Source organism: Jeongeupia wiesaeckerbachi (assembly GCF_050916355.1).
Lineage (GTDB): Bacteria > Pseudomonadota > Gammaproteobacteria > Burkholderiales > Chitinibacteraceae > Jeongeupia > Jeongeupia wiesaeckerbachi.
In genome coordinates this window covers 2,291,234-2,317,951 of the sequence record NZ_CP136946.1, presented here as the reverse complement: position 1 = coordinate 2,317,951, position 26,718 = coordinate 2,291,234, and the positions used below count along the sequence as shown (strand labels likewise).

The 26,718-nt window shown below is 63.1% G+C and carries 27 protein-coding genes; 16 read left to right on the top strand and 11 right to left on the bottom strand.

Annotated elements, in window-relative coordinates:
• Window positions 1–134: 134 nt before the first annotated feature.
• Together R0382_RS11300 and R0382_RS11295 are read left to right on the top strand one after the other, a co-directional pair.
• Complete coding sequence (locus R0382_RS11300) at window positions 135–1,067, top strand: TauD/TfdA dioxygenase family protein (protein WP_432719693.1); 933 nt, start codon at window positions 135–137, stop codon at window positions 1,065–1,067.
• Between the two features lie 82 nt (window positions 1,068–1,149).
• Window positions 1,150–2,493, top strand: coding sequence for an LLM class flavin-dependent oxidoreductase (locus R0382_RS11295; RefSeq protein WP_432719692.1), 1,344 nt, complete (start codon window positions 1,150–1,152; stop codon window positions 2,491–2,493).
• A 58-nt stretch (window positions 2,494–2,551) separates the two neighbouring features.
• Here R0382_RS11295 and R0382_RS11290 read toward each other — a convergent pair whose 3' ends face one another.
• Window positions 2,552–2,953 (bottom strand): VOC family protein, encoded by a 402-nt coding sequence (locus R0382_RS11290; protein ID WP_432719691.1) that lies wholly within the window; start codon window positions 2,951–2,953, stop codon window positions 2,552–2,554.
• Window positions 2,954–3,173: 220 nt separating this feature from the next.
• On the opposite strand from R0382_RS11290, the gene R0382_RS11285 reads away from it, so the two are divergent.
• The gene (locus R0382_RS11285; RefSeq protein WP_432719690.1) at window positions 3,174–3,566 is read left to right on the top strand and encodes a VOC family protein; all 393 of its coding nucleotides are present in this window, start codon (window positions 3,174–3,176) and stop codon (window positions 3,564–3,566) included.
• A 31-nt stretch (window positions 3,567–3,597) separates the two neighbouring features.
• Here the strand turns inward: R0382_RS11285 and R0382_RS11280 are convergent, their stop codons facing one another.
• The 8 genes from R0382_RS11280 to R0382_RS11245 form a co-directional block, all read right to left on the bottom strand.
• The gene (locus R0382_RS11280; protein WP_432719689.1) at window positions 3,598–3,933 is read right to left on the bottom strand and encodes a DUF2325 domain-containing protein; all 336 of its coding nucleotides are present in this window, start codon (window positions 3,931–3,933) and stop codon (window positions 3,598–3,600) included.
• Window positions 3,934–4,061: 128 nt separating this feature from the next.
• The gene (locus tag R0382_RS11275) at window positions 4,062–5,273 is read right to left on the bottom strand and encodes an MFS transporter (RefSeq protein WP_432719688.1); all 1,212 of its coding nucleotides are present in this window, start codon (window positions 5,271–5,273) and stop codon (window positions 4,062–4,064) included.
• 120 nt (window positions 5,274–5,393) lie between these two features.
• Window positions 5,394–6,491, bottom strand: a complete 1,098-nt coding sequence (locus R0382_RS11270; RefSeq protein ID WP_432719687.1) for a sigma-54 interaction domain-containing protein — start codon at window positions 6,489–6,491, stop codon at window positions 5,394–5,396.
• A gap of 402 nt (window positions 6,492–6,893) precedes the next feature.
• Window positions 6,894–7,085, bottom strand: a complete 192-nt coding sequence (locus R0382_RS11265) for a hypothetical protein (RefSeq protein ID WP_203539228.1) — start codon at window positions 7,083–7,085, stop codon at window positions 6,894–6,896.
• Window positions 7,086–7,400: 315 nt separating this feature from the next.
• On the bottom strand, window positions 7,401–8,786 hold the full coding sequence (locus R0382_RS11260; protein ID WP_432719686.1) for a TolC family protein: 1,386 nt from the start codon (window positions 8,784–8,786) through the stop codon (window positions 7,401–7,403).
• A 24-nt stretch (window positions 8,787–8,810) separates the two neighbouring features.
• The gene (locus R0382_RS11255) at window positions 8,811–9,962 is read right to left on the bottom strand and encodes an HlyD family secretion protein (protein WP_432719685.1); all 1,152 of its coding nucleotides are present in this window, start codon (window positions 9,960–9,962) and stop codon (window positions 8,811–8,813) included.
• Entirely contained in the window at window positions 9,962–10,486 is a 525-nt protein-coding gene (locus tag R0382_RS11250) for a DUF3302 domain-containing protein (protein WP_432719684.1), read from the bottom strand. Before R0382_RS11250 ends, R0382_RS11255 begins: the two co-directional genes overlap by 1 nt.
• A 654-nt stretch (window positions 10,487–11,140) precedes the next feature.
• On the bottom strand, window positions 11,141–12,433 hold the full coding sequence (locus R0382_RS11245) for an MFS transporter (protein WP_432719683.1): 1,293 nt from the start codon (window positions 12,431–12,433) through the stop codon (window positions 11,141–11,143).
• Between the two features lie 123 nt (window positions 12,434–12,556).
• On the opposite strand from R0382_RS11245, the gene R0382_RS11240 reads away from it, so the two are divergent.
• The 4 genes from R0382_RS11240 to R0382_RS11225 all read left to right on the top strand — a co-directional run bounded on the left by R0382_RS11240 (window position 12,557) and on the right by R0382_RS11225 (window position 15,559).
• On the top strand, window positions 12,557–13,162 hold the full coding sequence (locus R0382_RS11240; RefSeq protein WP_432719682.1) for a TetR/AcrR family transcriptional regulator: 606 nt from the start codon (window positions 12,557–12,559) through the stop codon (window positions 13,160–13,162).
• A gap of 89 nt (window positions 13,163–13,251) precedes the next feature.
• Complete coding sequence (locus R0382_RS11235) at window positions 13,252–14,001, top strand: hypothetical protein (protein WP_432719681.1); 750 nt, start codon at window positions 13,252–13,254, stop codon at window positions 13,999–14,001.
• A 281-nt stretch (window positions 14,002–14,282) separates the two neighbouring features.
• The gene (locus tag R0382_RS11230) at window positions 14,283–14,870 is read left to right on the top strand and encodes a hypothetical protein (protein WP_432719680.1); all 588 of its coding nucleotides are present in this window, start codon (window positions 14,283–14,285) and stop codon (window positions 14,868–14,870) included.
• Window positions 14,871–15,139: 269 nt separating this feature from the next.
• The gene (locus tag R0382_RS11225) at window positions 15,140–15,559 is read left to right on the top strand and encodes a VOC family protein (protein ID WP_432719679.1); all 420 of its coding nucleotides are present in this window, start codon (window positions 15,140–15,142) and stop codon (window positions 15,557–15,559) included.
• A 217-nt stretch (window positions 15,560–15,776) separates the two neighbouring features.
• On the opposite strand, the gene R0382_RS11220 is transcribed toward R0382_RS11225, so the two are convergent.
• Window positions 15,777–16,799, bottom strand: a complete 1,023-nt coding sequence (locus tag R0382_RS11220; protein WP_432719678.1) for a LysR family transcriptional regulator — start codon at window positions 16,797–16,799, stop codon at window positions 15,777–15,779.
• Window positions 16,800–16,866: 67 nt separating this feature from the next.
• On the opposite strand from R0382_RS11220, the gene R0382_RS11215 reads away from it, so the two are divergent.
• Window positions 16,867–17,667 carry an alpha/beta fold hydrolase gene (locus tag R0382_RS11215; RefSeq protein WP_432719677.1) on the top strand — a complete coding sequence of 267 codons (801 nt, stop codon included), beginning with the start codon at window positions 16,867–16,869 and terminating at the stop codon, window positions 17,665–17,667.
• A gap of 121 nt (window positions 17,668–17,788) precedes the next feature.
• Here the strand turns inward: R0382_RS11215 and guaA are convergent, their stop codons facing one another.
• Complete coding sequence (guaA, locus tag R0382_RS11210; protein ID WP_432719676.1) at window positions 17,789–19,357, bottom strand: glutamine-hydrolyzing GMP synthase; 1,569 nt, start codon at window positions 19,355–19,357, stop codon at window positions 17,789–17,791.
• 382 nt (window positions 19,358–19,739) lie between these two features.
• Between guaA and R0382_RS11205 the strand changes: the two genes are divergently transcribed.
• From R0382_RS11205 to R0382_RS11170, 8 genes are all read left to right on the top strand, one after another.
• A complete protein-coding gene (locus tag R0382_RS11205) occupies window positions 19,740–20,756 on the top strand; it encodes a methionine ABC transporter ATP-binding protein (protein ID WP_432719675.1) in 1,017 nt (338 codons plus the stop codon).
• A complete protein-coding gene (locus tag R0382_RS11200; RefSeq protein ID WP_432719674.1) occupies window positions 20,756–21,436 on the top strand; it encodes a methionine ABC transporter permease in 681 nt (226 codons plus the stop codon). Before R0382_RS11205 ends, R0382_RS11200 begins: the two co-directional genes overlap by 1 nt.
• A 198-nt stretch (window positions 21,437–21,634) precedes the next feature.
• Window positions 21,635–22,408 carry a MetQ/NlpA family ABC transporter substrate-binding protein gene (locus tag R0382_RS11195; RefSeq protein WP_432719673.1) on the top strand — a complete coding sequence of 258 codons (774 nt, stop codon included), beginning with the start codon at window positions 21,635–21,637 and terminating at the stop codon, window positions 22,406–22,408.
• 148 nt (window positions 22,409–22,556) lie between these two features.
• The gene (locus R0382_RS11190; protein ID WP_432719672.1) at window positions 22,557–23,201 is read left to right on the top strand and encodes a paraquat-inducible protein A; all 645 of its coding nucleotides are present in this window, start codon (window positions 22,557–22,559) and stop codon (window positions 23,199–23,201) included.
• Complete coding sequence (locus tag R0382_RS11185; protein ID WP_432719671.1) at window positions 23,198–23,842, top strand: paraquat-inducible protein A; 645 nt, start codon at window positions 23,198–23,200, stop codon at window positions 23,840–23,842. Before R0382_RS11190 ends, R0382_RS11185 begins: the two co-directional genes overlap by 4 nt.
• The gene (locus tag R0382_RS11180) at window positions 23,826–25,481 is read left to right on the top strand and encodes an intermembrane transport protein PqiB (protein WP_432719670.1); all 1,656 of its coding nucleotides are present in this window, start codon (window positions 23,826–23,828) and stop codon (window positions 25,479–25,481) included. The genes R0382_RS11185 and R0382_RS11180 overlap by 17 nt, the downstream gene beginning before the upstream one ends.
• Window positions 25,478–26,080 carry a PqiC family protein gene (locus R0382_RS11175; protein ID WP_432719669.1) on the top strand — a complete coding sequence of 201 codons (603 nt, stop codon included), beginning with the start codon at window positions 25,478–25,480 and terminating at the stop codon, window positions 26,078–26,080. The genes R0382_RS11180 and R0382_RS11175 overlap by 4 nt, the downstream gene beginning before the upstream one ends.
• 198 nt (window positions 26,081–26,278) lie before the next feature.
• Window positions 26,279–26,707, top strand: a complete 429-nt coding sequence (locus R0382_RS11170) for a hypothetical protein (RefSeq protein ID WP_432719667.1) — start codon at window positions 26,279–26,281, stop codon at window positions 26,705–26,707.
• The last annotated feature ends 11 nt before the right edge of the window (window positions 26,708–26,718 follow it).

Here is a 26,718-nt window from a genome sequence, read left to right as displayed (position 1 = left end):
CGTTCCTGCTCGCTTGCCTTGGCGGCCTGCACCCGAATGCTGCCCGGAATCCGCTGTAGCCCTGTGTTACCCACACTGAAATCCGTTGTTGAAGTCCGATTGCTGTGCCCCTCGCAAACCAGGAGTTGACCATCATGAGCCAGATTACTTTCCACCCTGTCGCCGGCCGCATCGGCGCTGAAATCCGTGGCGTGCAATTGTCGGGCACGCTGTCCGCCGACGTCGTCGCCGAGATCAACAGCGCGCTGCTCAAGTACAAGGTCGTGTTCTTCCGCGGCCAGGCGCTCGACGACGCCGGCCAGCAGGCGTTTGCCAAGCTGCTCGGCCAGCCGGTCGCCCATCCGACCGTGCCGACGGTCGACGGCACCGACTACGTGCTCGAGCTGGATTCGGCTCACGGCGGCCGCGCCAATAGCTGGCACACCGACGTGACCTTCGTCGATGCCTATCCGAAGGCGTCGATCCTGCGTGCGATCAAGATCCCCGAACACGGCGGCGATACGGTCTGGGCCAATACCCATGCCGCGTATCTGGACCTGCCGGCGCCGCTGCGCGCGCTGGCCGATACGCTCTGGGCCGTGCACAGCAACGAATACGACTACGCCAGCTATCGGCAGAACGTCAGCGCCGAGGCGATCGAACGCTACAAGAACGTCTTCACGTCGACCTTGTACGAAACCGAGCATCCGGTCGTCCACGTTCACCCGGAAACCGGCGAACGCAATCTGCTGCTCGGCCACTTCTTCAAGAAGCTGAAGGACGTGACCAGCGCCGATTCGCAACACATCTACGCGGTGCTGCAGAGCCACGTGACCCGGCTCGAAAACACCGTGCGCTGGCGCTGGCAGGCCGGTGACGTGGCGATCTGGGACAACCGTGCGACCCAGCACTATGCGATCAACGACTACGGCGACGCGCATCGTGTCCTGCACCGCGTCACCGTTGCCGGCGTGCCGGCGGTCTCGGTCGACGGCCAGCACAGCCGCACGATCAGCAAGGTGCCGAAGTTCGCACCGGCGGCGAACACCGAAAACGCCGTTGACGAGCGCGCCGACAAGGCCGCTTGAGGCCGGGTGATCCAGCCGGGCCATGCGGCCCGGCTTTTCCTGCATCGGGCGCCGCCGTGCGCCCTTTCCCGACAAGGTTGCCATGAGCCAACGCCAGCTTCACCTCAATGCCTTCCTGCTGACCAGCGGCCACCACGTTGCCGCGTGGCGCCACCCGGACGCCCAGGCCGACGCCGGCCTCAACTTCGCCCACTTCAAGCGACTGGCGCAGACCGCCGAGCGCGGCAAATTCGACGGTGTGTTCTTCGCCGACGGTGTCGCCGTCTGGGATTACCCGGCCGAGGTCATCGGCCGCTCGGGCCAGATCGGCCAGTTCGAACCCTTGAGCCTGCTCGCCGCGCTATCGACGGTGACCGAACGCATCGGCCTGATCGCCACCGCGTCGACGACGTACAACGAGCCCTACCATATCGCGCGCAAATTCGCGTCGATCGACCATCTCTCGGGCGGTCGCGCCGGCTGGAATCTGGTGACATCGGCGACCGATGCCGAGGCACGCAACTTCAACCGCGAAGCGCATCTCGACCACGGCGTGCGCTACGAGCGCGCGCGCGAGTTTCACGACGTCGTCACCGCGCTGTGGGACAGCTGGGGCGACGATGCCTTCATCCGCGACAAGCAAAGCGGCGTCTTTTTCGACGCCACCAAGCTGCATCCGACCCACCACAAGGGCGAGCATTTCGCCGTGCGCGGGCCGCTCAATATCGCCCGGCCGGTGCAGGGTCATCCGGTCGTCGTCCAGGCCGGCTCGTCCGAGGCCGGCCGCGAGCTGGCGGCGCAAACCGCCGAGGTGATCTTCACCGCGCAACAGACGCTCGACGACGCACAAGCCTTCTACGCCGACGTCAAGGCGCGGCTGGCGCGCTACGGCCGCAGCGCCGATTCGCTGAAGATCCTCCCCGGCATCTCGCCCATCATCGGCCGCACCGAAGCAGAGGCACAGCAGAAATACGCCGAGCTGCAAGCGTTGATCGACCCGCGTATCGGCGTCGCGCTGCTGTCGGGCCAGCTCGGTTTCGATCTCTCCGCCCACCCGCTCGACGGCCCGCTGCCGGAGATCCCCGAAACCAATGGCCACAAGAGCCGGCAGGCACTGGTGGTCGGACTGGCGCGGCGCGACGGGCTGACGATCCGCCAGCTCGCGCAACGCGTCGCCAGCGCGCGCGGCCACTGGACCGTCGTCGGCACGCCCGACAGCATCGCCGACCAGCTCGAGCTGTGGTTCAAGGAAGGCGGCGCCGACGGCTTCAACGTGATGCCGCCGGTGCTGCCGACCGGCCTCGACGAGTTCGTCGATCTGGTCGTGCCCGAGCTGCAGCGGCGCGGCCTGTTCCGCAGCGAGTACCACGGCACGACGCTGCGCGACCACCTCGGGCTGCGCCGACCGGTCAACCGCCACGCCAGGCCGCAAGCCATCGCGGCTTGAGCCGCGCGCCAAACACAAAGCCCCGACGTATCGGGGCTTTGTGTTTTGGTGGACAGCCTTATTGCACGTGCGCCGGATCCATATACATCAGTTCCCAGATATGGCCGTCGAGGTCTTCGAAGCCGTGGCTGTACATAAAGCCGTAGTCCTTGGATTCACGCGGCACCGTGCCGCCGGCGGCAACGGCCTTGGCGACCTGCGTATCGACCTCGGCACGGCTTTCGCACGACAGGCAGGTCAGCGTTTCGACGTGCGTACGCGCATCGATCAGCGCCTTGTCGGTGAAATTCTTGAAGAACGGCTCGACCAGCAACATCACGTAGATCGTGTCGCTGATCACCATGCAGGCCGCGTTTTCATCGGTGAACTGCGGGTTGAAGCTGTAGCCGAGCGCGGCAAAGAAGGTTTTGGATCGCTCGAGATCCTTGACCGCGAGATTGATGAACACTTGCTGAGCCATGAACGCATCCTTTTCGGTAGGAACGGGCGCCGTCGTGACGCCCCGTGCGCCTTTTTATCACAATGTCATGACGTATTCATTCCGCAATCTTGCTGAACAGATCAGCTTGGCTGCAATGCATTCATCAATTCGAGTAGGCTGCCAGCAAGCTGGTGGCGATTGGCAACATCGCGATCGCGGCACCGGCCTCCTTCCGGATACCGACCATCGAGGCAGAACCATGAAACTCGGCTACACCATCATCTACGTACCGGACGTTGCGGCATCGCTGGCGTTCTTCGAGTCGGCATTCGGGCTGCGTCGCCGCTTCCTGCATGAGTCGGGCTGCTATGGCGAACTCGATACCGGCGAGACCGCGCTGGCCTTTGCCGATCATGCGCTCGGCGACAGCAACTTCCCCGGCGGGCATGTCGCCGCCCACGATTCGCCTCAGCCGCTGGGATTCGAGATCGCGCTGGTGACCGACGACGTCAGCGCCGCCCACGCCAGAGCGATCCAGTCCGGCGCGACCGAGCTGGCCGCACCGGCCGCCAAGCCCTGGGGGCAGACCGTCTCGTATGTGCGTTGCCCGGATGGCGTGCTGGTCGAGCTGTGCACGCCAATCGCCGGCTAGGGATGGCGCCGCCGTCGGCGGCGCATCCACCTCAACGCGTCTGCGCGCCGATCCGGTCCAGCGAAGCCGCCAGTGCGCAGGTCGAACGGCGGCAGGCGACGAAGCGGACGTTCTCGGCCTGGGCGGCCGAACGGTAGTTGCGCATCACGTTGTGGCCGAGGAAATCGGTGAACAGGATCACGATGTCCATGCCCTTGATGCCGCTCGGGCGGCGCTGGTGCGACGGGTTGCGGCCGGTGATGTGGTGGCCGATGCGGATGCCGTAATCGGCGAGCACGTCCGGAATGTTGCCGAGCGAATCGGCGCCGACGATATAGGCCTGCAGCGCATCGGCTTTCGCCGCGGCATGCGTAATGTGAGCGGTCATCTTGTTGTCCTTGCGCGGGCTGTAGTGGCAGATTAGCCGGGCGCAAATAGAACAACAAAGAATATCAATTCAGATCAATATTCCAAAAACAACACAAACAAATCACCTTGTCAGCAAGGTTCGAAGGCTCAATGCAGCGTGTCGCGTTGTGCCAGCGTCGGGAACAAGCGTATCCAGATCACCACCACCGCCAGCGTGCCGACGCCGCCCAGCACCACCGCCAGCATCGGTCCGAACAGGGCGGCGGTGACGCCGGATTCGAACTCGCCAAGCTGGTTCGACGCACCGATGAACAGGCCGTTGACCGCGCTGACGCGGCCGCGCATGTTGTCCGGTGTTTCCAGCTGCACGAAGGTGCCGCGGATCACCATGCTGATCATGTCGGCGGCGCCGAGCACGACCAGCGCCGTCAGCGACAGCCAGAACTGCGTCGATAGCCCGAAGACAATGGTGCTGACGCCGAACACGGCGACCGCGGCGAACATCGTCCGGCCGACGCGGCGCTGGAGCGGATGGCGCGCCAGCCAGATCGACATCGCAATGGCCCCCACCGCCGGTGCCGAGCGCAGCAGCCCCAGCCCCCATGGCCCGGTGTGCAGGATGTCCTTGGCGAAGATCGGCAACAAGGCCGTCGCACCACCGAGCAATACGGCAAACATGTCGAGCGAAATCGCCCCGAGGATGTCGGGCCGACTGCGGATGTAGCGGATGCCGGCGAACAGGTTCTCGAGCGTCGCCTTCTGCACAGCGCCCTGCGGCTTTTGCTTGGGCAGCATGAACATCAAGCACATCGCGATCAGGTAAGCCAGCGCCGACAGACCGTAGGTCCAGTCCGGGCCGATCGCATACAGAAAACCACCGATCGCCGGGGCGACGATGATCGCCGCCTGGCGCGCCGATGCCGAGGCACCGATCGCGGTCGGCAGCAACGCCGGCGGCACTACGCCGGGCAGCAGCGCCTGCATCGTCGGCAGTTCAAACGCGCGCGCGGTGCCGAGCAGGAAGGCAACCGCGAACAGCGTTTCGCGGTTCAGCCAGCCGCCGATGCTGCCGGCAAACAGCAGCAAGGCCGCGCAGACCTGCAAGGCCTTGGTCAGCGCACAGATCAACCGGCGTTCGTACTTGTCGGCGACGTGGCCGATCTGCAGCATGAACAGCACACGCGGCAGGAATTCGAACAAGCCGGTCAGGCCCAGATCGAGCGCGCTGCCAGTCAGCGTGTACATCTGCCAGCCGATTGCGACGGTCAGCACCTGAAAGCCGCTGGTCGTCATGACCTGGGCGGCCCAGTAGGCAAGGAAGGGACGATGGTGGCGCAGCGCGGTCGAATCGGCAGACATGAGCGGAATGAGAAAACGGTGGGGAATGCTCGCTCAACGACCTGGCCGCCAGCAGCGTTGACATACTATCAGATGTAAAAATTGATAAGTGAACAGCTGGCCGGTGCCCCGGCCAGCCGTTCAGGCGGCGACTGCAGCGCCGCGCCAGGCCGGCGCCGATTCGCTGTCGCGCAGCATGCCGTGCCGTTTGAGCAAGGTCCGCAGCACATTGCGCGAAATGCCCAGCAGCGCAGCGGCGCGCACCTGGTTGTAGCCGCTGTTGCGATATGCCTCGCTCAGGATCAGTTGTTCGAGTTCGTTGTACAAACCGGGCTGGCCACTGGCGAACAGCGCGCGCAGTTGCTGGCCGATCACCGCCAGCGGCGGCGCATGGACGTCGGCCCCGGTCGGCTGTGCTGTCGTCCGCGTCGGTGCGCCGGCCAGCTTCAGATGCTCGGCGCGGATCTCGCCGGCGCTCGCGACCAGCAAGGCAAAGTGCACGACGTTCTCGAGTTCGCGGATATTGCCGGGCCAGGCATAGTCGAGCAGCGCCTGCACGGCATCGTCGGACAACAACGGCTGCTCCATTTGCAGCCGCTGGCTGTAACGGCCGATGAAATACTCGACCAGCGGGAGGATGTCGCCGCGGCGTTCGCGCAGCGGCGGGAGTCGCAGCTGCGCGATATTGAGCCGGTACAGCAGGTCCAGACGGAAATGGCCGGCAGCGACCGCATCGCCGAGGTCGACGTTGGTCGCCGCCAGCAGGCGCACATCGACCGGAATCGGCTTGCGCGCACCGACGCGGACAACCTCGCCTTCCTGCAGCACCCGCAGCAGTTTCACCTGCAGCGGCAGCGGCAGGTCTCCGATTTCATCGAGGAACAGCGTGCCGTGATGCGCCGCCTCGAACCAGCCTTCGCGCCGGGCGATGGCGCCGGTGAATGCGCCAGCCTCGTGACCGAACAGCTCGCTTTCGGCCAGCTGCTCGCTGATCGCACCGCAATTGACCGCGACAAATGGCCCCTTGCGACCGCTGAGCTGATGGATGTGCCGGGCAATCAGTTCCTTGCCGGTCCCGGTTTCGCCGATGACCAGCACCGGCATCGTCGACGGCGCGATCCGTTCGAGTTGTTGCAGCAGCGCCCGCGAGGTCTGATCGGCAAACACCGCGGCCTTGGCGCGGATCGACAGTGGCGTATCACCGCCGGGGAACGAGAGCAGGGTTGGATTGGCGTCCATATGGGTCTCCTGGGTTCAGGCGACCGGTCTTGCGACGCTGCGCCCTACGATTGTTGCGTAAGGCAATTTACCGTGGCTTCTTTATTCCAACAAATAATTACAAGTGAATTTCAAATTTCCAAAACGAATATAAAAATGATGCCGTCAGCAAAGTACGTCAACAGAGAGGAGGATCAATCCGGTCCCGGCCATGCACCGCACACCGGCAGACGAAAATACGGGAGCGCCCCGGCGGCATCCGCACGCAAGGGCTGGATGGATATGGCGCACGACCAAAGCGGTGTTCCGCGCTGACACTGCGCAGCCAAGCGGACGACAACGGCCGTGCTGGCCGGGGATCAAGCCCGGCCGGTATGCGGGAGGGAACACAGCCATCCAGCATTGCGCTGAACGGCGAAGCGGCTACTCTTCCCAGACTTCCTGCGGTGCGGTTGCAAGGCGCCGATCCTCGTGCGCCCAGCGCATCTGGCGGATCTTGAGGAAGGCCTCCTTCTTCAGCAGGCCTTTGGCCTGATCCTCGCTGGACAGCGCCCGCTCCTTCCTGATCGCCGCACCGTATAGCGTATCGAGGTACAACTCCGTACTGGGTTTCATGCCATGTCTCCGGGAGTCGAGATACTTTAGCCTACACCGATCCCGCAGCCCGACCACGCCTGACTCGCCCCCGGCATTGCAAACCGGGCGGCGATGCGACACCGCGGGCCTGTGCTGCGGCCCGATCAGACTGCCCTGTAAATATGGCAGGCTGATTGCAAACTCGCAGACAATGACGATTGCAACCCGCACGCGACATTTCCTTCCCCGCCCTCCGCCAGCCGATCGGCAAGGCGGTGGCCAACCTCGTTCTTCTGCCGGCAAAGCCATAAAAAAGCCGGGCACTAGCCCGGCTTTCGCTTGCTTGTCTCTGCATCAGAGGCGGTAAACCCCGCCCAGCGACAGATGCAGGTTGACGCGCTGAATCAAGCGCTCGTTCTCGATCCGCAGCAGATTCATCCGGCTTGTCGCCAGCGCCAGCTGTTGCTGGTTCAGCTGATACTGATCGCCCTTGCCGACCCTCAGCTGCACCCGCTGCAAATCGACCAGTTGCTGCTGGTCGGCCACCACGGCGTGCAACAGCGTTTGACGCTCCTCGAGCTTCTGGTCGGCGTACAGCCCGCCTTCGATCTCGTTCAGCGCGTTTAGCATCGCCTTGGCGTAGCCGATCGTCGCTTCCTGTTGCTTGGCGGTTTTGACTTCGATCTGCGCATCCAGCGCGCCGCCCATGAACAGCGGCGCCAGAATCCGGGCCGTGCCGCCCCAGAGCGGGTTGCTCAGGTCTTCCTGCAGCACCAGCAGATTGTTGTCGACCACGCCGAAGCCCGCCATCAGCGAAATCGACGGCAGCCGGGCTTTCCTGGCGACCTCGACATCGTAGAAGGCGGCACGGAAACGGGCCTCGGCCGCTTGCAGGTCGGGCCGGCGTTCCGCCAGCGCTGACGGCAGCCCAGCCGGAATCGGCTGGTTCAGCACCGGCAACCGGCTGACCACCTCGGCGTCGGCGGACGGATAGCGGCCGACCAGGATGTCGAGCGCTCGTTGCGCCGAATTCAGCGCCTGCTGGCTCTGGATCAGCTGCGCGCGGTAGTTCCGCAAGGCAATCTGGCCCATGACGACGTCTTGCTGGGCATTGCGGCCGACCTTCTTGCCGACCTGCACCAGCGCCAGCTGCTTGTCCGCCAAGCCGACCATCGCCTGCGCCAGCTCGATCTGCCCGCGGGCTTCCACCGCCGCCAGCCAGGCCTTGACGACCGCGGCGGCGATCGACTGCCGTGCATACAGTGCGTCCAGCTCGGCCGACAGCGCCCGCTCCTTGCTTGCCGCTTGCGCGCTGCGGTTCTTGCCCCAGATGTCCAGCTCCCAGTTGGCCACGATCGCCAGACCGTTCAGCGCCAGCGTCGACGACGGCACCGTCGCGTCACCAGCCTGGGCGCCAATGCCCAGCGTCGGCCACAGCGACGCGCCGGCGGCCTTGGTCGCGCTATGCGCCTGCTCGACCCTGTTCGCGGCCAGTTGCAGATCGGGGTTGTGGGCTTGCGCATCGCGAATCAGCTGCTGCAACTCGGGCGGCAGCGCGAAACCCAGTGTTTCGCGATCGAACTCGCCGGCGGTTTTGGCCTGCTTCCAGCCGGCCGGCATCTCGACCTGCCCCAGCGCCTGCTTTTGCAGCTCGGCCTGATCCGGCGGCTGCGGAATGGCGCAGCCGCCCAGCATCAGCGAAATCGCCAGCGCCAGTGCTTTCAAGTGTCGTGTTTGCAATTTCGAATCCATTGCGGCCGGCCCTTAGTGCAACTTCAGCACAAGGTAATTGAGCTTGGCTTGCGCACGGATCATCACCATGCGAACCAGATGCAATGCCGCGAGCTTGTCGGTATAGACCGCGCCACCACCGCGAGCGCCCATCGGAATAAACGGCAGCGGCTCGCCCTCCTTACCGACGATGTCCAGCTTGACCGCGTATTTCTGCGCCAGCGGTGCATATACCTTTTCCATCGGCGTATCCGGAATCGCACCGCTCTGCATGTATTGGCCCTGGCTATTGGCCCAGATGATGGAGTCGACCTTGGCCGAGACCACCTGGCCCGGCAGGCTCTTGAAGGCAATTTCCGCCTTGTTGCCCGGCTTGATATAACGCAATTCGTTCTGTTCGAAGAACGCGACGATGCGCTGCTCGTGCTCGACGAAACTCATCGCCGGGCGGAACGGCATGGCGGCGAGGAAATTGCCCGGCCGCACCGAAACATTCACCGCATAGCCATCGGTCGGCGCGCGGATCACCGTCGACTCGAGATCGTATTTGGCCGATTCGAGCTGTGCCTTGATCTGCGCCACGCTCGCCACATCCGGACCGACCACGCCTTCAAGCTTGGTCTGCACCTTGTTCTCGGCGGTCTTGGCCGTCGCCAGCGTTGCTTCGGCCTTCTTGACCTCGGTGGCGAAGTGCTCGACATCGTACTGGTTGCCAGCACCCGCCTTGGCCAGTTCCTGCGATTCGGCCAGCCGTTTGCGCATCAGATCCAGATGCGCCTGTGCCGACAGCGTCGTGCTCTTGGCGGTATCCAGATCCTGCCACAGCGTCTTGGCCGACGCGGTTGCATCCACCAGGCGCGCTTCGAGTTCTTTGACTTTCAGGCGATACGGCGTGTTGTCGATCTCAAGCAGGATGTCGCCCTTCTTGATCATCTGGTTGCCTTCGACCGCAACCCGGGTCACGGTGCCCGCGACGCGCGGCACCACTTCGACCACGTAATTGATCGCACGCACATCACTGGTCGACGGTGTCACGACATTGATGGTGAAAATAATCGTTGCCGCCAATGCCAGCGCACCGGCCACTGCACCAACCTGCGTCTTGATATTCCAGGGTAATACTTTGAGCTTGATGCACAAGAGCCAAACCAGAAAGGCATAACCGCCGATAATGATTTCAAGCATTATTTCGTCCCTTCCGATTTCGTCATCGCCGAATCCTTGCGCTGATTCTCCAGAATCAATTCACGCCGTTTATTCAGGCCATCCATTTTTTCCTTCAGCAGCATCATTTCATCATCGACGACCGCCAGATCCATCGGTTTGTCACTGTGTTCGCCGCCGGGCTTCAGGAAATAGTCATCATGCTTGTCGGTACCGTATGCCTGCCGGTACGCAGTTGGCTTGGTAAAAGCCCACAGCCACGCGATCGGCCACAGCAGCCCGCCAAAGGCCAGCGAGAGCAGGCACAGCACCTGAATTGCATGCTTTTGCGGATGGTTGTGTTTCTCCGCATAAACTTCGGGCAGAACGTGGACTTTCCAGAATAGGTAAAGCGCGGCAATCGGAACGACGGCGATAACGACCCACACCATCACATCGGCAATGGTTTCTTCCATTCCAGCCATCGCCCAAGCCGGCATGGGCATCATTGCAAGCAGCGCCGTCGGCCCGGCATATCGGATGACATATTTATTCTTAGGCTTCATACCTTAGCCCTCTTGGCGGAAATGGGTAAACTTGCAGCAAGAATCATCTTCACATTCTCTCGTTGAAGCACAGACAAATGAATTTCGCCCGTAGTGTACTTTAGAAAAGACATTGCAAACTAAGCAGCAGTTCAATCAAACGTCGCCATTTTTTATTCAAAGTTTAATTGAATTATTTATCACAACTTTCAATCAAACGTTTAATTTCAATTGCAGCACGCCATTCCGGCCGCCGATCTTCCAGCGGAAGCTTCATGCTAGCAAAGCACCTCCGACCAAGCGCTTGCCATGTCCAACGGCGCGCTTGTCCGACGAAAAAAAGCCCTGTTGAAAAACAGGGCTTGGCTGGCAGGACGCTGTGGATGGGCGAATCGGTCGATCATTCCAACTCGATCGTCGCCAGCGCTTGGCCGCTCACGTCGTAGATCACGCGGTTGATATCGCAGCCGTTGTGGCCGGCCAGAACATTTGCAGCCGACCGCGCCACGGCGTTCACAAACGGCGACTGCTTAGCAGACGTCCTCAGGCCAGCCTCTCGGCGATCTGCTGCTGAGCGCTCGGTGCGAGTAGTGGTGAAGTACCAGCCCTAGACCGCCATGCCAGACTGCGCACTGCAGTGCCACGTCCCCAGCCAGTGCGCTGCTTCGACTCGTCTCAGACTCCCTGCACCGCCGGCGTGCCGATGAGCGTGCGTTCGCCGCGATTGATCCGCAATACCAGCACGGCGCCAAGCAGACACAAGCCACCGGAAATCCATGTCGCCGCAGTGTACGAGCCCAGGCTGCTGCGCAGCAGACCGGCGCCCAGCGCTGCGAACGCGGCGCCCAATTGGTGGCCGGCGACAATCCAGCCGAAGATCACCGGCGCATCGGCGCTGCCGAAACGCTCGGTCGTCAATTTGACCGTCGGCGGCACCGTCGCCACCCAATCCAGCCCGTAGAACATCGAGAACAGCGGCAGCCCCATCAGACCGAAACCGAAGGCATACGGCAGGTAGAGCAGCGCCAACCCGCGCAGGCCGTAGTACCAGCACAGCAGCACCCGTGCGTTGTAGCGGTCCGACAGCCAGCCCGACATCGTCGTGCCCACCAGATCGAACAGCCCCATCGCCGCGAGGATGCTCGCGCCCTTCACCGGGGTGATGTTGTAGTCGCCGCACATGGCGATGAAATGCGTGCCGATATAGCCGTTGGTGCTGGCGCCGCAGATGAAGAAGCTCATAAACAGCAGCCAGAAATCGCGCGTTTTTGCCGCCTTGCCCAGCGCGCCGAATGCGATGGCGATCGGATTGCGCCGGACCGCTGCGGCATCGGTGAAATCATCGGCCGCGCCATAGGGCTTGAGGCCGACGCTCGCCGGTTTCTCGGGCAACAGGAAGGCCAGCAGCGGAATCACCACCGCCGCTGCTGCGGCCACCGTCAGCACTGCCGGACGCCAGCCCTGATGTTCGGTCAGCGCCGCCAGTAGCGGCAGGAACACCAGTTGGCCGGTGGCCGAACTCGCGGTCAGCAACCCCATCGCCAGGCCGCGCCGCTGCACGAACCAGCGGTTGACCACGGTCGCCCCGAGCGTCATCGCCGTCGCGCCGGTCGCGCAGCCGACGATCAGCCCCCAGATCAGCTGCAACTGCCACGTCGCCTGCATCAGGCTCGACAGCGCGATGCTGGCCGACAGAATCGTCAACGCCGTCAGCACCGTACGGCGCAGGCCGAAGCGCAGCATCGCCGCCGCCGCAAACGGCCCCATCAGCCCGAACAGCGCCAGATTGACCGCCAGCGCCGCCGAAATGGTCGCGCGACTCCAGCCGAATTCGTGCTCGAGCGGCAGCATCATCACGCTCGGCGTCGCCCGCGTGCCAGCGGTGATCAGCATCACCAGAAAAGTAACGGCGATGACGATCCAGCCATAGTGCAGCCGGCCTTCGAACCTGTGGGCGATGCGTTTCATCGGCACATCCTGAATGCAGTGGCATTGACGATGTTACCAACCGGTAACATCACCTTGCCGATGCTATGTACCGAGCGGTAACATGTCAAGCGACACCCTCGTCCGTTCATCCAGTCCGTTGCCATGAACACCACCGCCAAGCCGCCCCGCACCATCGTCGACGCCGACACCGCGTCGGCCCGCATCCTCGATGCCGCCGAGACGCTGTTCTATCGCGAAGGCTCGCGCAACGTGGGCGTCGACGCCGTGGTCAGGGAGGCCGGCGTCAACAAGATGAGCCTGTACCGGCAGTTCAGCTCCAAGGACGAGCTGCTGCGGCGCTACCTGCAACGCCGCGACGACCGTTTCTGGGGCTATGTCGATGCCAGTCTCGAGCGGCATCCTCATGACGCCGCCGCCGCGCTGCGGCAGTTCTTCACCGATCTGGCCGAGCGCGCCGGCAACCCGGCCTATCGCGGCTGCCCCTTCGTCAACATCGCGGTCGAGTATCCGGAGCGCGACCATTTCGCCCGAATCTTCGTCGCCGACAACAAGCAACAGCTGCTGCAACGGCTCACCACGCTCGCAAGCCAAGCCGGCGCCCGCGATCCGGCCGCGCTGGCGAAAGGCTTGGCGCTGCTGATCGAAGGTGCCTACGCGGCCAGCCAGACCTACGCAGCGGATACCGGACTGCTTGCCGCATTGCCAATGACCGCCGATAGCCTGATCAACACGGCGCTACTGTCGTAAGCAGGTCTCTCCGTGACACTTTCTGCAACCCTCGTTTTCATCATTGCTAACATCCGACCCAGACCTTCTACGCGACGGGAAAGAGCGCAATGCCCAGCACCAGCATGATCAAGGACGACGCCGATGGCATCGTCCTGCAGGCCACCCGCAACAACGCGCAGTGGTGCGATGCCGTTTGCCGCGCGCACGGGCTGGACAGCGTGCTCGGCGACGATGTCTGGGCCAGCCCCCGGCGCACCCCGCCCTATTACCCCGACGCGGTCACGCTGGCCCCGACGGCGTCTGAAGCGTCGGTTCTGGCTCGCATCGACACCGGCAATCCGGGCAGTTCGGTCAAGGACAGCTTCTCCCGACTCGACCTGGCCCCGGCTGGCTTCGAGATCCTCTTCGATGCGCAATGGATCCACCGCCCGGCGAATACATCCACGGGTACGCCCGCTGCCGCCGCGTCAGCGACCCCGCTCGAATGGCGCCGGATCACCTCGGCCATCGGACTGGCAGACTGGGAAACGGCCTGGGGTGGCGCGGAGAGCACCGGTCTGTTCCGCCCGGCCCTGCTGACCGAGGAGATCGCTTTCCTCGCCGCTCTGGACGCCAGCGGGCACATCGTCGCTGGCGCCGCGGCCAACCGTACCGGTGATGTCGTCGGACTCTCCAACGTATTCGCCACTGACGGTATCCCGGCCGACCTTGCCTGGCGTGGCAGTCTCGCCTTGATCGCGACGCTGTGGCCGGGCCAGGCTGTCGTCGGCTACGAATCCGGCGCCGACCTCCATACCGCGATCCGCCATGGCTTCCGGCCGGTGGGGCCGCTGCGGATCTGGCTGCAGACGAGCTAGAACCTTATCGGGGCCAGCATCGCCGCCGCCGCGAACGGCCCCATCAGCCCGAAAGCACCAGAGCGCACGGCCTGGCGCTGCTGATCGAAGGCGCTTATGCGGCCAGCCAAACCTATGCGCCGGACGCCATGCTGCTTGCGGCGTTGCCGAATACCGCCAATGTACTGATCAACATCGCGTCACTGTAGTAAGCAAGGACATTTCGTGACGCTTTCTAGAATCAAACATTGATACTTGCTAATATTTTGCCCCAGCTCATTCATGCCACAGGGACAAAAACAATGCGTACCCATATCGCGCTGCTTGCGGCGGGCCTGCTGCTGCAGGCCTGCAGTTCGGCCCCGACTCTCGATACCGCCGAACGGGACAAGTACAACCCCGAGACCAATGCGCGCATGCGCTTGTATGGCAACAATGGCGGTTCAATCCGTCTCTACCCTGGTAAAGACTGCAACACGGCGACCAAAGCCGATGTTGTCAACGGTTCCGGAAGCCACTTCGAAAGCTTCAAGTCGATGCTTGGCGATCACCAGATCAAAAGCATCGGCATGCCGGATAGCGAGCACTCGAAGAATCTGGGATATGGCGAAACGATCACCGAGAAGCTCATCCCTGCCGGCGTTCCCATGACGGTGGTGATGCACTTCGGTTCACCCAACGGTTATTGCTTCCCGCCGCCTGCTGCGTTCACACCGCAGCCCGGCAAGGACTACGAGGCATTTCTGCACATCGAGAACAAGCGCTGCTATCTGAAGATCGACGTGATCGGTACCAGCGGGGCAGCGGCACCGCAACCGTACGACGTTTGCAGCAAAACACTGCTCAACGAATTGAACAAACCCGACCCGTACACCGGTCCGAAAATCTGAACACGAGAAAAGCCGGCTAAGCCGGCTTTTTCCGAAGTACCGATCACGCCCGCTCCATAGCCAGAAGCACGGCACCAGACGGCCAGTCCCCCCTTGCCAACCAAGGTGCAGATTCGGGTGGGCGGGCATGATCACCGCCGCTGATTGCTCATGCATCGCTCGTTGCTCAATCGCACATTAGGAAAGATCAGCCAACGAGCCGGTGTGACAGACGGTGGCTGCCATGGCAATATAGAACGTTCGTTCTTAATTCCGGTCATGGAGAGGCTATGCAGCCACGCTTGAATCTGATTTTGCTTGGGGTCGATGACATCGCGCGCAGCGCGGCCTTTTATGCGGCGCTTGGCTGGCAGGCTGCGCCGAGCTCGCACGCAGGCTTCATCAAGATCGATCTGGGCGGCGTGGTCCTTGGCCTGATTTCACGCAGCGATCTGGCTGCCGATGCTGGGCAGATCGCGTCGCAGCCGTCTCAGGCCGCGCACAGTGCGCTCGTGTATCTGGCCCGCCAGCCGGGTGAAGTGGCCGAGGCGCTGGCATTGGCCGTGCGGCATGGCGGTACGCTGGTCAAACCGGCAACCGAGACCGCGTGGGGCATCGCCGGCTATTTCCGCGACCTGGACGGCCATCTGTTCGAGGTGTGCTACGAGGATGCCTGGGTATTCGATGAATCCGGGCGCTTGCTGGTCTGAGCCATCGATCCCGGACGGGTTTTCGCTTGCGGGTCGATACATTGAACGATGCGGTCACACGACCGAATTGTTCAGCGATCAAAGTTTGCAAACGGGTGGCATTTGACACGTCAGCCCCCGGTGCCCGCCAACGCCGCATTGCCACGAAGCCCGCTGCTCGATCGCGCAGCAGCGCTGTTCACATCTGCGCGCTGATCACCAGCGCCAGAAGCGGTCATCACGAGTGAGCGGTGTCCACAACAGGTACCACGCTCTCTTGCAACTGGTTCGCGTGACTGCGGATGGCCTCCCACAGCCGCCCCGCCACCGGGCCGTGCGGTCGGTCGCGGCGACGTGCGGCGACCAACTCGACCACGCTCCCGGGCAAGTAGTGCCCCGCAATCGACTGCAGCCGGCCGTCGGCCAACTCCTTGTCGATCACGAAATGCGGCAGGTGCCCCCATCCCATCCCGTGCAGGATGATTTCCTTTTTCATCAACTGATCGGCAACCGTGCATTGGTGCGCCCCCTCGATGATGAAAGAGCAGCGGGACACCGAATGCCGGGCGGTATCGCGGATCACGCACTGGGTAAAATCGCGCATCTGGTCCGGTGTAATGGCGGGCGTGACCGGAAACGGCAGAAAACCGGCCGCCACCACCGGGATGAACGAAATGTCGCCCAGCTTGATCCATTCGAGGCGCGGATCGCTTTTGTCCGCGTGATGCAGGATGAGATCCGCCTCATTGTCGAAGAGGCGTTCCTGCGGGCCGTCAACGGCCTCGAAATGCAGATCCAGACGCGTTACCGGACAACGCGCGAAGAAGCTGCTCAGCAGTGCCAGCATCGGTGGCCGTGGACACACATCACCGATCACCACACGCAACACGCTTTCCTCGCCCATCGCCAGTTGGCCGGCATGGGCTTGAAGGCTTTCCGTTTCCCGCAACAAGATCTGTGCGCGATGCAGAAATGACCGCCCCGCTTCCGTCGCTTGCACACGATAGCCGCTACGGTCGAGCAGGCTCAGGCCGAGCTGCCGCTCCAGCTTGGCTACGGCGGCGAACACGGCCGGGTGGGAACGGTGCAAGACCGCCGCGGCCGACTGGAAACCCCCCGTTCTGACCACTGCATCGAAGCATTGAAGTTCGTGAAGCGTGAATTCGCCCATGTCTGTTTTACCTACAAAGATACTCAGATCTTTGTAATATTTTCTAAAGCCCCCCGCAACTAAGCTTCGTTTCACCGTGTACGCAGCCATGCCCAACGCCTTGTTGGCCACGCGTGCGCACACAACTCAAACGACAACTTTGAAAGGATGGGCCAACGTGGACAATCAATCCTTCTTCACCACCGGTGACGGCTGCAAAATTGCTTATCGCCTCGACGGACCAGCAGACAAGCCGGTACTGATGCTGGCGAACTCCATCGCCACGACACTGGCGATGTGGGACGGGCAAATCTCCGCCCTGACCAAGCACTTCCGTGTACTGCGTTACGACATGCGTGGGCACGGACAATCCGATGCGCCGGTCGGGGCCTATTCGCTGGACCGCCTTGGCCGCGATGTCGTCGAACTGCTGGACGCACTGGGTATCGGGCAGATTCACTTCTGCGGCCTGTCCCTGGGCGGCATCGTCGGACAATGGCTGGGCATCCACGCGGCCAGCCGGATAGACCGGCTGATTCTGTGCAACACATCGCCCTATCTCGGCCCGGCGGGCCCCTATGACGAACTGATTCGCGGCCTCACCCACGCCAAGGACATGGTGAGCATGGCCGATATGTTCATGACCAACTGGTTCCCAGCCGCCATGCGCGAGCAGGAGCAAGCCGAAGTCCAACGGTTCCGCGACATGGTACTGGCGACTTCGCCGCAAGGGCTCGCCGGCAGTTTTGCCGTCGTGCGCGACATGGATTTGCGTCGCACCATCAGCCTTATCGCGCGACCGACCCTCGTCATCGCCGGTCGATACGATATGGTCACGCAGCTCAGCCACAGCGAACAGATCGCGGCCACGATTCCTGACGCCAGACTCATCATCCTGCCTGCCGTCCACCTGTCGAATGTCGAACTTCCCGAAGCGTTTCTGGATGCGCTCATGGCGTTTCTGCGACCGAGCACCTGATGCAATTCGGCGGAAACACGCCAATCACACGGTTTGCAGGCTGCAAAAAAGCCCTTCCGGCGCTATGCCAGGAAGGGCTTTTTATCGCTGAAAACGGTCGATAGCGGCGTTCGCTAAACGATCATTCCCACTCGATCGTTGCCGGCGGCTTGCCGGACACATCGTAAACGACGCGGTTGATGCCGCGGACTTCGTTGATGATGCGGTTCGAGACCTTGCCGAGCAGCTCGTACGGCAGTTCGGCCCACTTGGCGGTCATGAAGTCGCTGGTCTGCACCGCGCGCAGCGCCACCACGTATTCATAAGTACGGCCGTCGCCCATCACGCCGACCGACTTGACCGGCAGGAACACCGCGAACGCCTGACTGGTCTTGTCGTACCAGTCGAAGGCGCGCAGTTCGTCGATGAAGATCGCATCGGCGCGGCGCAGCAGGTCGCAGAACTCTTGCTTCACTTCGCCAAGCACGCGCACGCCGAGGCCCGGGCCCGGGAACGGGTGGCGGTAGACCATTTCGTGCGGCAGGCCGAGGGCGACGCCGAGTTCGCGCACTTCGTCCTTGAACAGGTCGCGCAGCGGCTCGAGCAGTTGCAGCTTCAGCGTATCGGGCAGGCCGCCGACATTGTGGTGGCTCTTGATCGCGTGGGCCTTGCCGGTCTTGGCGCCGGCCGATTCGATCACGTCCGGGTAGATCGTGCCCTGCGCCAGCCACTTGGCCGACGGCAGCTTGGCCGATTCAGCCTGGAACACTTCGACGAATTCGCGGCCAATGATCTTGCGCTTGGCTTCCGGGTCGGACACGCCGGCCAGATGGCCCATGAACTGCGCCGCGGCGTTGACGTGGATGACCTTCACACCGAGATGCTTGTTGAAGATATTCATCACCTGCTCGCCTTCGTTCAGGCGCAGCAGACCGTTGTCGACGAACACGCACGTCAGTTGATCACCGATGGCGCGGTGGATCAGCGCGGCGGCCACCGACGAATCGACACCGCCCGACAGGCCGAGGATGACCTCATCGCTGCCGACCTGTTCGCGGATGCGCTCGACGGCCTGCTCGACGTAGTTCGGCATCGTCCAGCTCGGCTGGCAGCCGGCGATGTCGAGCACGAAGCGGTTGAGCATCTCGCGGCCCTTCAGCGTGTGCGTCACCTCGGGGTGGAACTGCACGCCGTAGAAGCCCTTGTCTTCATGCGCCATCGCCGCGATCGGGCACGACGGCGTTTCGGCGATGACCTTGAAGCCTTGCGGCAGCGCGGTGACCTTGTCGCCGTGGCTCATCCACACTTCAAGGAAACCCTCGCCGTTTTCGCCAACGCGGTCTTCGATGCCGCTGAACAGCTTGCTGTGATTGCGGGCACGGATTTCGGCAAAACCGAACTCGCGCACATGGCCGGCGTCGACCTGGCCGCCCAGCGACTGCGCCATCCACTGCATGCCGTAACAGATGCCGAAGACCGGCACGCCAAGTTCGAACAGTTTTGGATCGGCCTGGTAATCGCTCTCGTAGACCGAGTTCGGGCCGCCGGACAGGATGATCCCCTTCGGGTTGAACGCGCGAATGTCGTCGATCGACATATCGAACGGGTGCAGTTCGCAGTAGACATGGGCTTCACGCACGCGCCGTGCGATCAGCTGGCTGACTTGCGAGCCGAAGTCGAGGATGAGGATTTTGTCCAGGGCTTGATCCATTGCCGGTTCCAGATTTCAGGTGACAGGTAACCTATTATTTTAACGCGATAAAGCACTTGCCGCGAGCGTGCCGGATTACCGGCCTCGACCGGCACGGCGGCAGGCTTGGGCGATCCGGCGCCGCGCGCGCCCGTAACGGCCGTCGCCCCTTGCTGCGCCAAGCCGGCAGCATCACCGGAACCGCCCGCCGCAGCGGCCGTCGGCAGCCCGATCGCCGGCCAGCCGCCGAGACTGGATTACAGTCACGGTGCATAATTCCCTTGTACGATTTGTTTATCTCTATAAAGCTTTTGCCGTTATATAGCGCTTGGCTAGAATGGCGCCCTTGCGGCTACCCGCCCAGCCATTCTGTAACAAGCCCGCGCGCCCACAAGGTTGCCCCGTGACCACCACGATCCAATTCAAGAACATCCACAAGTCCTACCGCGTTGGCGGACGAGACATCCCGGCGCTGTCGGGCATCGACCTGACGATCAACCCCGGCGAAATCTTCGGCATGATCGGCCATTCCGGCGCCGGCAAATCGACGCTGGTCCGCTTGATCAACCTGCTCGAGCGCCCCACCGGCGGCGAGTTGCTGATCGACAGCGACGACATCACCCGTTTCGATGACGATGCCTTGCGCGCACTTCGCCGCCGCATCGGCATGATCTTCCAGCACTTCAACCTGCTGTCCAGCAAGACCGTCTTTGATAACGTTGCCTTCCCGCTCAAGCTCGCCGGCATCAAGAGCCGCGCCGAAACCGATGCCCGCGTCACCGAACTGCTGACCCGCGTCGGCCTGCTTGACCACGCCAACAAATACCCGAGCCAGCTCTCCGGTGGCCAGAAGCAGCGCGTCGGCATCGCCCGCGCACTGGCAACCGAACCGAAAATCCTGCTGTGCGACGAGGCCACCAGCGCACTCGATCCGCAGACGACGCAATCGGTGCTGCGCCTTTTGGCCGAGATCAACCGCGAGCTGGGCCTGACCATCGTGCTGATCACCCATGAAATGGACGTGATCCGCACCATCTGCGACCGCGTTGCGGTGCTCGACGGCGGCAAGATCGTCGAGCATGGTCCGGTCGCCGATGTGTTCCTGCACCCGCGCCACATCACCACCAAGCGCTTCGTGCAGGAATCCGAGCACGTCGACGAAAACGAGCAGAACGACGATTTCGCCCACGTCCCAGGCCGCATCATCCGGCTGACCTTCCGTGGCGAGGCGACGTACGAACCGGTGCTCGGCAAGGTCGCGCGTGATTGCGGCGTCGATTTCTCCATCCTTGCCGGCCGGATCGACCGGATCAAGGACACGCCGTACGGCCAGTTGACGCTGGCGTTGACCGGTGGCGACGTCGAAGCGGCGCTGGCCCGCTTCGAATCCGAAGGACTGACCGTCGAGGCGCTGCGCTGATGCTTGAAACCCTGCTCTCTACCCTGCTGCCCAATGTCGACTGGATCGACCTGTGGCAAGCCTGCCATGACACGTTCTCGATGCTTGGCTGGTCGCTGCTGTTCACGCTGGCCCTCGGCCTGCCGCTCGGCGTGCTGCTGTTCCTGACCGGCAAACGCCAGTTGCTGGCGCAGCCGACGATTTATGGCCTGCTGTCCTTTGTCGTCAACGTGCTGCGCTCGGTGCCCTTCGTCATCCTGCTGATCGTGATGATCCCGCTGACGACGCTGATCACCGGCACCTCCTTCGGCGTGGCCGGCGTGGTACCGCCGCTGGTCGTCGGCGCGACGCCGTTCTTTGCCCGTCTGGTCGAAACCGCATTGCGCGAGGTCGATCGCGGCATCATCGAAGCCACCCAGGCGATGGGCGCGACGACGCGGCAGATCGTTTTCGGCGCGCTGCTGCCGGAGGCATTGCCCGGCATCCTCGCCGCGGCGACGGTCACCGCGATCACGCTGGTGTCGTACTCGGCGATGTCCGGCCTCGTCGGTGGCGGCGGTCTGGGCGATCTGGCGGTGCGTAATGGTTATCAGCGCTTTCAGACCGACGTGATGGTCGTTACCGTGCTGCTGCTGCTGATTCTGGTCCAGGCGCTGCAAATGGCCGGCGACCGGCTCGTCACGCATTTTTCGCGCAAGTAAACGAGATGAAGCGAATTCGGATATCGGCCTTGCGCCCACTAGCCATCCTCCTTGGTGTGACCCGGGGAGATCGCCGTGGGACGCGTCGCACTGCTTGCCGGCCGTGCAAGGCCGGGGTCTGTTGCACCTGTTAAACCCCGCCGGCCGCCCCAACCCATTGCGGCCAGTTCATCAGAAGTCCCACAAGGAGAGAAAGCAATGAAAAAGATCCTCGCTCTGATCGCCGCTGCCGTTGCCCTGAACGCGACGGCTGCCGACAAGCTCGTCGTCGGTGCCACCGCTGTCCCGCACGCCGAAATCCTCGAATTCGTGAAGCCGACGCTGGCCAAGGAAGGCGTCGATCTCGACGTCAAGGTCTTCACCGACTACGTGCAGCCCAACGTCCAGGTCGCCGAAAAGCGCCTCGATGCCAACTTCTTCCAGCACAAGCCGTATCTGGACGAGTTCAACAAGGGCAAGGGCACCAACCTCGTGACCGTGGTCGGCGTGCACATCGAGCCGTTCGGCATCTACTCGAGCAAGATCAAGAAGCTGGCCGACCTGAAGGAAGGCGCCACCGTGGCGATCCCGAACGACGCCACCAATGGCGGTCGTGCGCTCTTGCTGCTGGAAAAGGCCGGCCTGATCAAGCTGAAGGATTCGGCCAACCTGTCGGCGACCCAGCGTGACATCGTGCAGAACCCGAAGAAGCTGAAGATTCGCGAACTCGAAGCCGCCATGCTGCCGCGCGTGCTGAACCAGGTCGACATCGCCCTGATCAACACCAATTACGCGCTCGAAGCCAAGCTGAACCCGACCAAGGACGCGCTGGCGATCGAAGGCAGCCAGTCGCCGTACGTGAACATCCTCGTCGCCCGCCCGGATAACAAGGACAGCGCTGCGCTGAAGAAGCTCGCCGCTGCGCTGACCAGCCCGGCGACCAAGAAGTTCATCCTCGACAAGTACAAGGGTGCCGTGGTGCCGGCGTTCTGATCGCCGCCTGCTGCTAGCGCAAATCAAGCCCGGCGTCAGCCGGGCTTTTTGCTGGCTCGCAATCGCGCCGCATCGGTTATGCTGACGCCAAAAGCCAATTCATTCGGCATCCTCTACTCAGACCGCTTACGTGAACCGGAGAAGCCCGTTGCCTGCGCCCCATGACAGCGCCCCAGCATCCGCCGGTGTATCCCTCGAACTGATCGCCTGCCACGAATGCGATCAGCTGCAACAGCTGCGCTATCCGCCGCAGGCCCGCGTGGTGCGCTGCTGCCGCTGCGGCGCCGAGGTCTGCCGCTATCATCCCGATGCACTGAACCGCACGCTGGCGCTGACGCTGGCCGCGCTGATGCTGTTCATCGTCGCCAACGCCTTTCCCATCGTCGCCATCGACATGCAGGGCAATCTGCAATCGACCAGCATGCTCGGCGCTATCGAGCACCTGTGGCACACCCATGTGCCGCTCGTCGCCGCGCTGGTCGCGCTGACGACGCTGATCGTCCCGGCGCTGACTTTCCTGCTGTTGATCTATCTGCTGGGGATGCTGCAACTGGGACGCCGCCCGCCGGGTGCCGCCGTGCTGCTGCGGCTGCTGCGACTGTCGCAGCCCTGGGGCATGATCGAGGTCTATCTGCTCGGTATTCTGGTGTCCATCGTCAAACTGATGGCGTATGCGGCGGTGATCCCCGGTGCCGCGCTGTGGGCACTGGTGCTGCTGATTCCGTTGACGGCGGCCATGCTCAGCTCGATCCACATCGATCTGGTCTGGCGCCGACTGGCGCAGTTGCCATGACGACCGCAAGACAGATGAAACTGGCCAGTTGCCACGATTGCGGTCTGCTGAGCCGCTTGCCAACCGGTCACGGCCACTGCCCGCGCTGCGGTGCCACGCTGCATTTCCGCAAGCCAGCCAGCATTGCCAGAACCTGGGCCTACCTGATCGCGGCGATCATTCTCTATATTCCGGCCAACACGCTGCCGATGATGATCACCGGCTCGATCGTCGGCACGCAGTCGGACACCATCCTCAGCGGCGTCGTCTATCTGTGGGTCAGCGGTGAATGGCCGCTGGCCGCGCTGGTGTTCTTCGCCAGCATCATGGTGCCGCTGCTGAAAATGATCGCGATCCTGCTGCTGCTGATCACCTGCCACCGTCGCTCGCACTGGCAACCGCAGCAACGGCTCAAGCTGTACCGGCTGGTCGAATTCGTCGGCCGCTGGTCGATGCTCGACATCTACGTCGTCACCATCCTTGCCGCACTGGTGCAGGTGCAATCGCTCGCGTCGATTGCCGCCGGCCCGGCCGCCGTCGCCTTTGCCGTCGTCGTCGTACTGACGATGCTGTCGGCAATGAGCTTCGACCCGCGGCTGATCTGGGATCCGCTCGACGACGAACAAGAACACACTGGAGAACCCCATGACGCAGAACACTGAGGCCGATTCGGTCCAAGCCCTGCCCCAGGCCACCGAAGACCCGCCAAAGAAGCGCTCGCTGCAACTGGTGTGGATCATCCCCATCGTCGCGGCGCTGATCGGCGGCTGGCTGGCGGTCCGCGCGGTGCTCGATCGCGGCCCGGAAATCACCTTGACCTTCCGTACCGCCGAAGGCATCGAGGCCGGCAAGACCAAACTCAAGTACAAGGACGTCGACATCGGCCTGGTGAAGAGCGTCAAACTCTCGCCGGATCGCCAGCGCGTGATCGCGACTGCCGAGCTGGCCAAAGACACCGACAGCATGCTGGTCAAGGACACCCGCTTCTGGATCGTCAAGCCGCGCGTCGGCGTCGGCGGCGTCTCGGGGCTGGACACGCTGCTGTCGGGCGCCTATATCGGCGTTGATGTCGGCAAGAGCGCGGAACGGCAAAAGAGCTTCACCGCGCTGGAAGTGCCGCCGATCATTACCTCGGGGCTGCCGGGCCGGCAGTTCGTGCTCAACACCACCGAAATCGGCTCGCTCGACGTCGGTTCGCCGATCTACTATCGGCGCATCCTGGTCGGCCAGGTCATCGGCTACCAGCTCAACCCCAATGGCAAGGGCGTGACGATGAAGGCCTTCGTCAACGCACCCTACGACAAATACGTCACGCCGAACTCGCGCTTCTGGCAGGCAAGCGGCCTCGATGTCAGCCTCGACGCCAACGGATTCCGCGTCCGGACCGAGTCGCTCGCCAGCATCGTCGCCGGCGGCATCGCCTTCCAGGAGCCGGACGACAGCCCGCAACTGACGCCAGCGCCGGAGAACACCGCCTACAAGCTGTTCAACGACCGCGTTCTGGCGATGAAGACGCCCGAAGCCGACGCCGAGCCCTTCCTGCTCTACTTCCAGGAAAGCCTGCGCGGCCTGTCGGTCGGCGCGCCGGTCGATTTCCGCGGCATCGTCGTCGGTGAGGTCAAATCGATCAATCTCGAATACGACGCCAAGGCCAAGAGCCTGCGCTTCCCGGTTGAAGTGCTGATCTACCCGAGCCGGCTCAAGGCGCGCTACCGCAAGGGCAGCTCGAACGCGTCGCCCCCGATCGACCCGAATGGCGGCACCCACCACCGGATCATGACCTCGATGGTCGAACACGGCTTCCGTGCCCAGCTGCGCACCGGCAACCTGCTGACCGGCCAGCTGTATGTCGCGCTCGATTTCTTCCCGAGTGCCAGCAAGGCCAAGATGAACTGGAACGAAGATCCGGTGATCCTGCCGACGACGCCGGGCAGCTTCGGCGAGCTGCAGAACACCGCCGCCAGCATCCTCAAGAAGGTCGACAGCATTCCGTTCGACGGCATCAGCCAGGATCTGCGCAAGGCATTGCAGAATCTCGACAGCACGATCACCCGGACCAACAAGCTGGTCGATCGTCTTGACGGCGACGTCGCAGAAGAAGCGGCGAAAACGCTGGCCCAGGCCAGAGCCACACTGGCCACGGCGCAGCAAACCCTCGCCGAGAGTTCACCGCTGCAACAGAACATGGGCAATACGCTCAAGGAAGTCAGCCGCGCCGCCGAATCGCTGCGCAGCCTGACCGATTATCTCGAACGCCATCCCGAATCGCTGCTGCGCGGCAAACCGGAGGACCAACCATGACCCGCTTTACCCGTACGCTGCTCGCCGCCGGCCTCACCGCACTGATCGTCACCGGCTGCGCCAGCGCGCCCAAGGAATATTTCTACAGCCTCGGCAGCTCGGCGCTGGTCGACGCGCCTGCCGTCGGCGGCAGCGCCACGGTCCCGGTCGCCATTGCCGCGGTGACCATCCCCGAAGCCGTCGACCGGCCGCAGCTGGTCGTGCAGCAGTCGGGCGAACTGCGCGTTCTGGACCAGCGCCGCTGGATCCAGCCGTTGCGCAGCGATCTGGCCGCCGCCGTCGCCGAGCAACTGGGCCGACAGATCGGCGCACCGGTCGCAACGCCGGCGCAGGTCGCCGGCAGCGAAGCGCCGTATCGCGTCACCATCGATGTCCAGCGTTTCGACTCGGTGCTTGGCGGCAGCGCGACGCTCGACGCGCTGTGGCGCGTCAGCGATAGCAGCGGCAAGACGCTGAAGAACGGTCGCTTCAACACCAGCGAAGCGACCAAGGATGGCAGCTACGACGCCCTCGTCGCCGCACATGGCCGGCTGGTTGCCAAGCTGTCGCAGCAGCTCGGCACGGCGATCAAGCCGCTGCTGACGACAACGGCGAAGTAAGCCACCGATCAATACCAAGCGCCCCAAGGGGCGCTTTTTTTAACCGCTATGTGACGATGGCTCTGTTGCTGCCGTTTGCATCAGCGCCCGAATAAGTTGCCAAAGGGAACTGTAAAGGTCTTATTTCACTTGTTGCGATCGGGCAGGCACGGTGCAATAGGCGGACTAACAAAGACAGCACCCACCACGGAGAAACCGATGTTGAAGTTCATGAAGCGCACCGCGTGCGTTCTGTTGACGCTGGGCCTGCTGGCCACCGGCGCACAAGCCAAAACCGTCACCCCCAATAGCGGCCCGCCCGGATCCTGGCGTGTCCTTGGCACGACCCACGCCAATCACTCGCGCGATCACGACACCATCGAGGTGCGTGGGCCGTACGACAACTTCCGCAAGCTCAAATTCCGCGTGAAGGATGCGCCGCTGAACATGCAACGCATGGTCGTCACCTATGACAACGGTGGGCGCGACGAGATCCAGGTCCGCTACAACATCCCACAGGGCGGCGAGAGCCGAATCATCGATCTTCGCGGCGCCGGCAAGCGCAGCCTGCGTCGGGTCGACTTCTGGTACGACACCCGGGGCATGGGGCGCGGCAATGCCGACGTCACCCTGTTCGGCATGAAGTAAACGAAAAACGG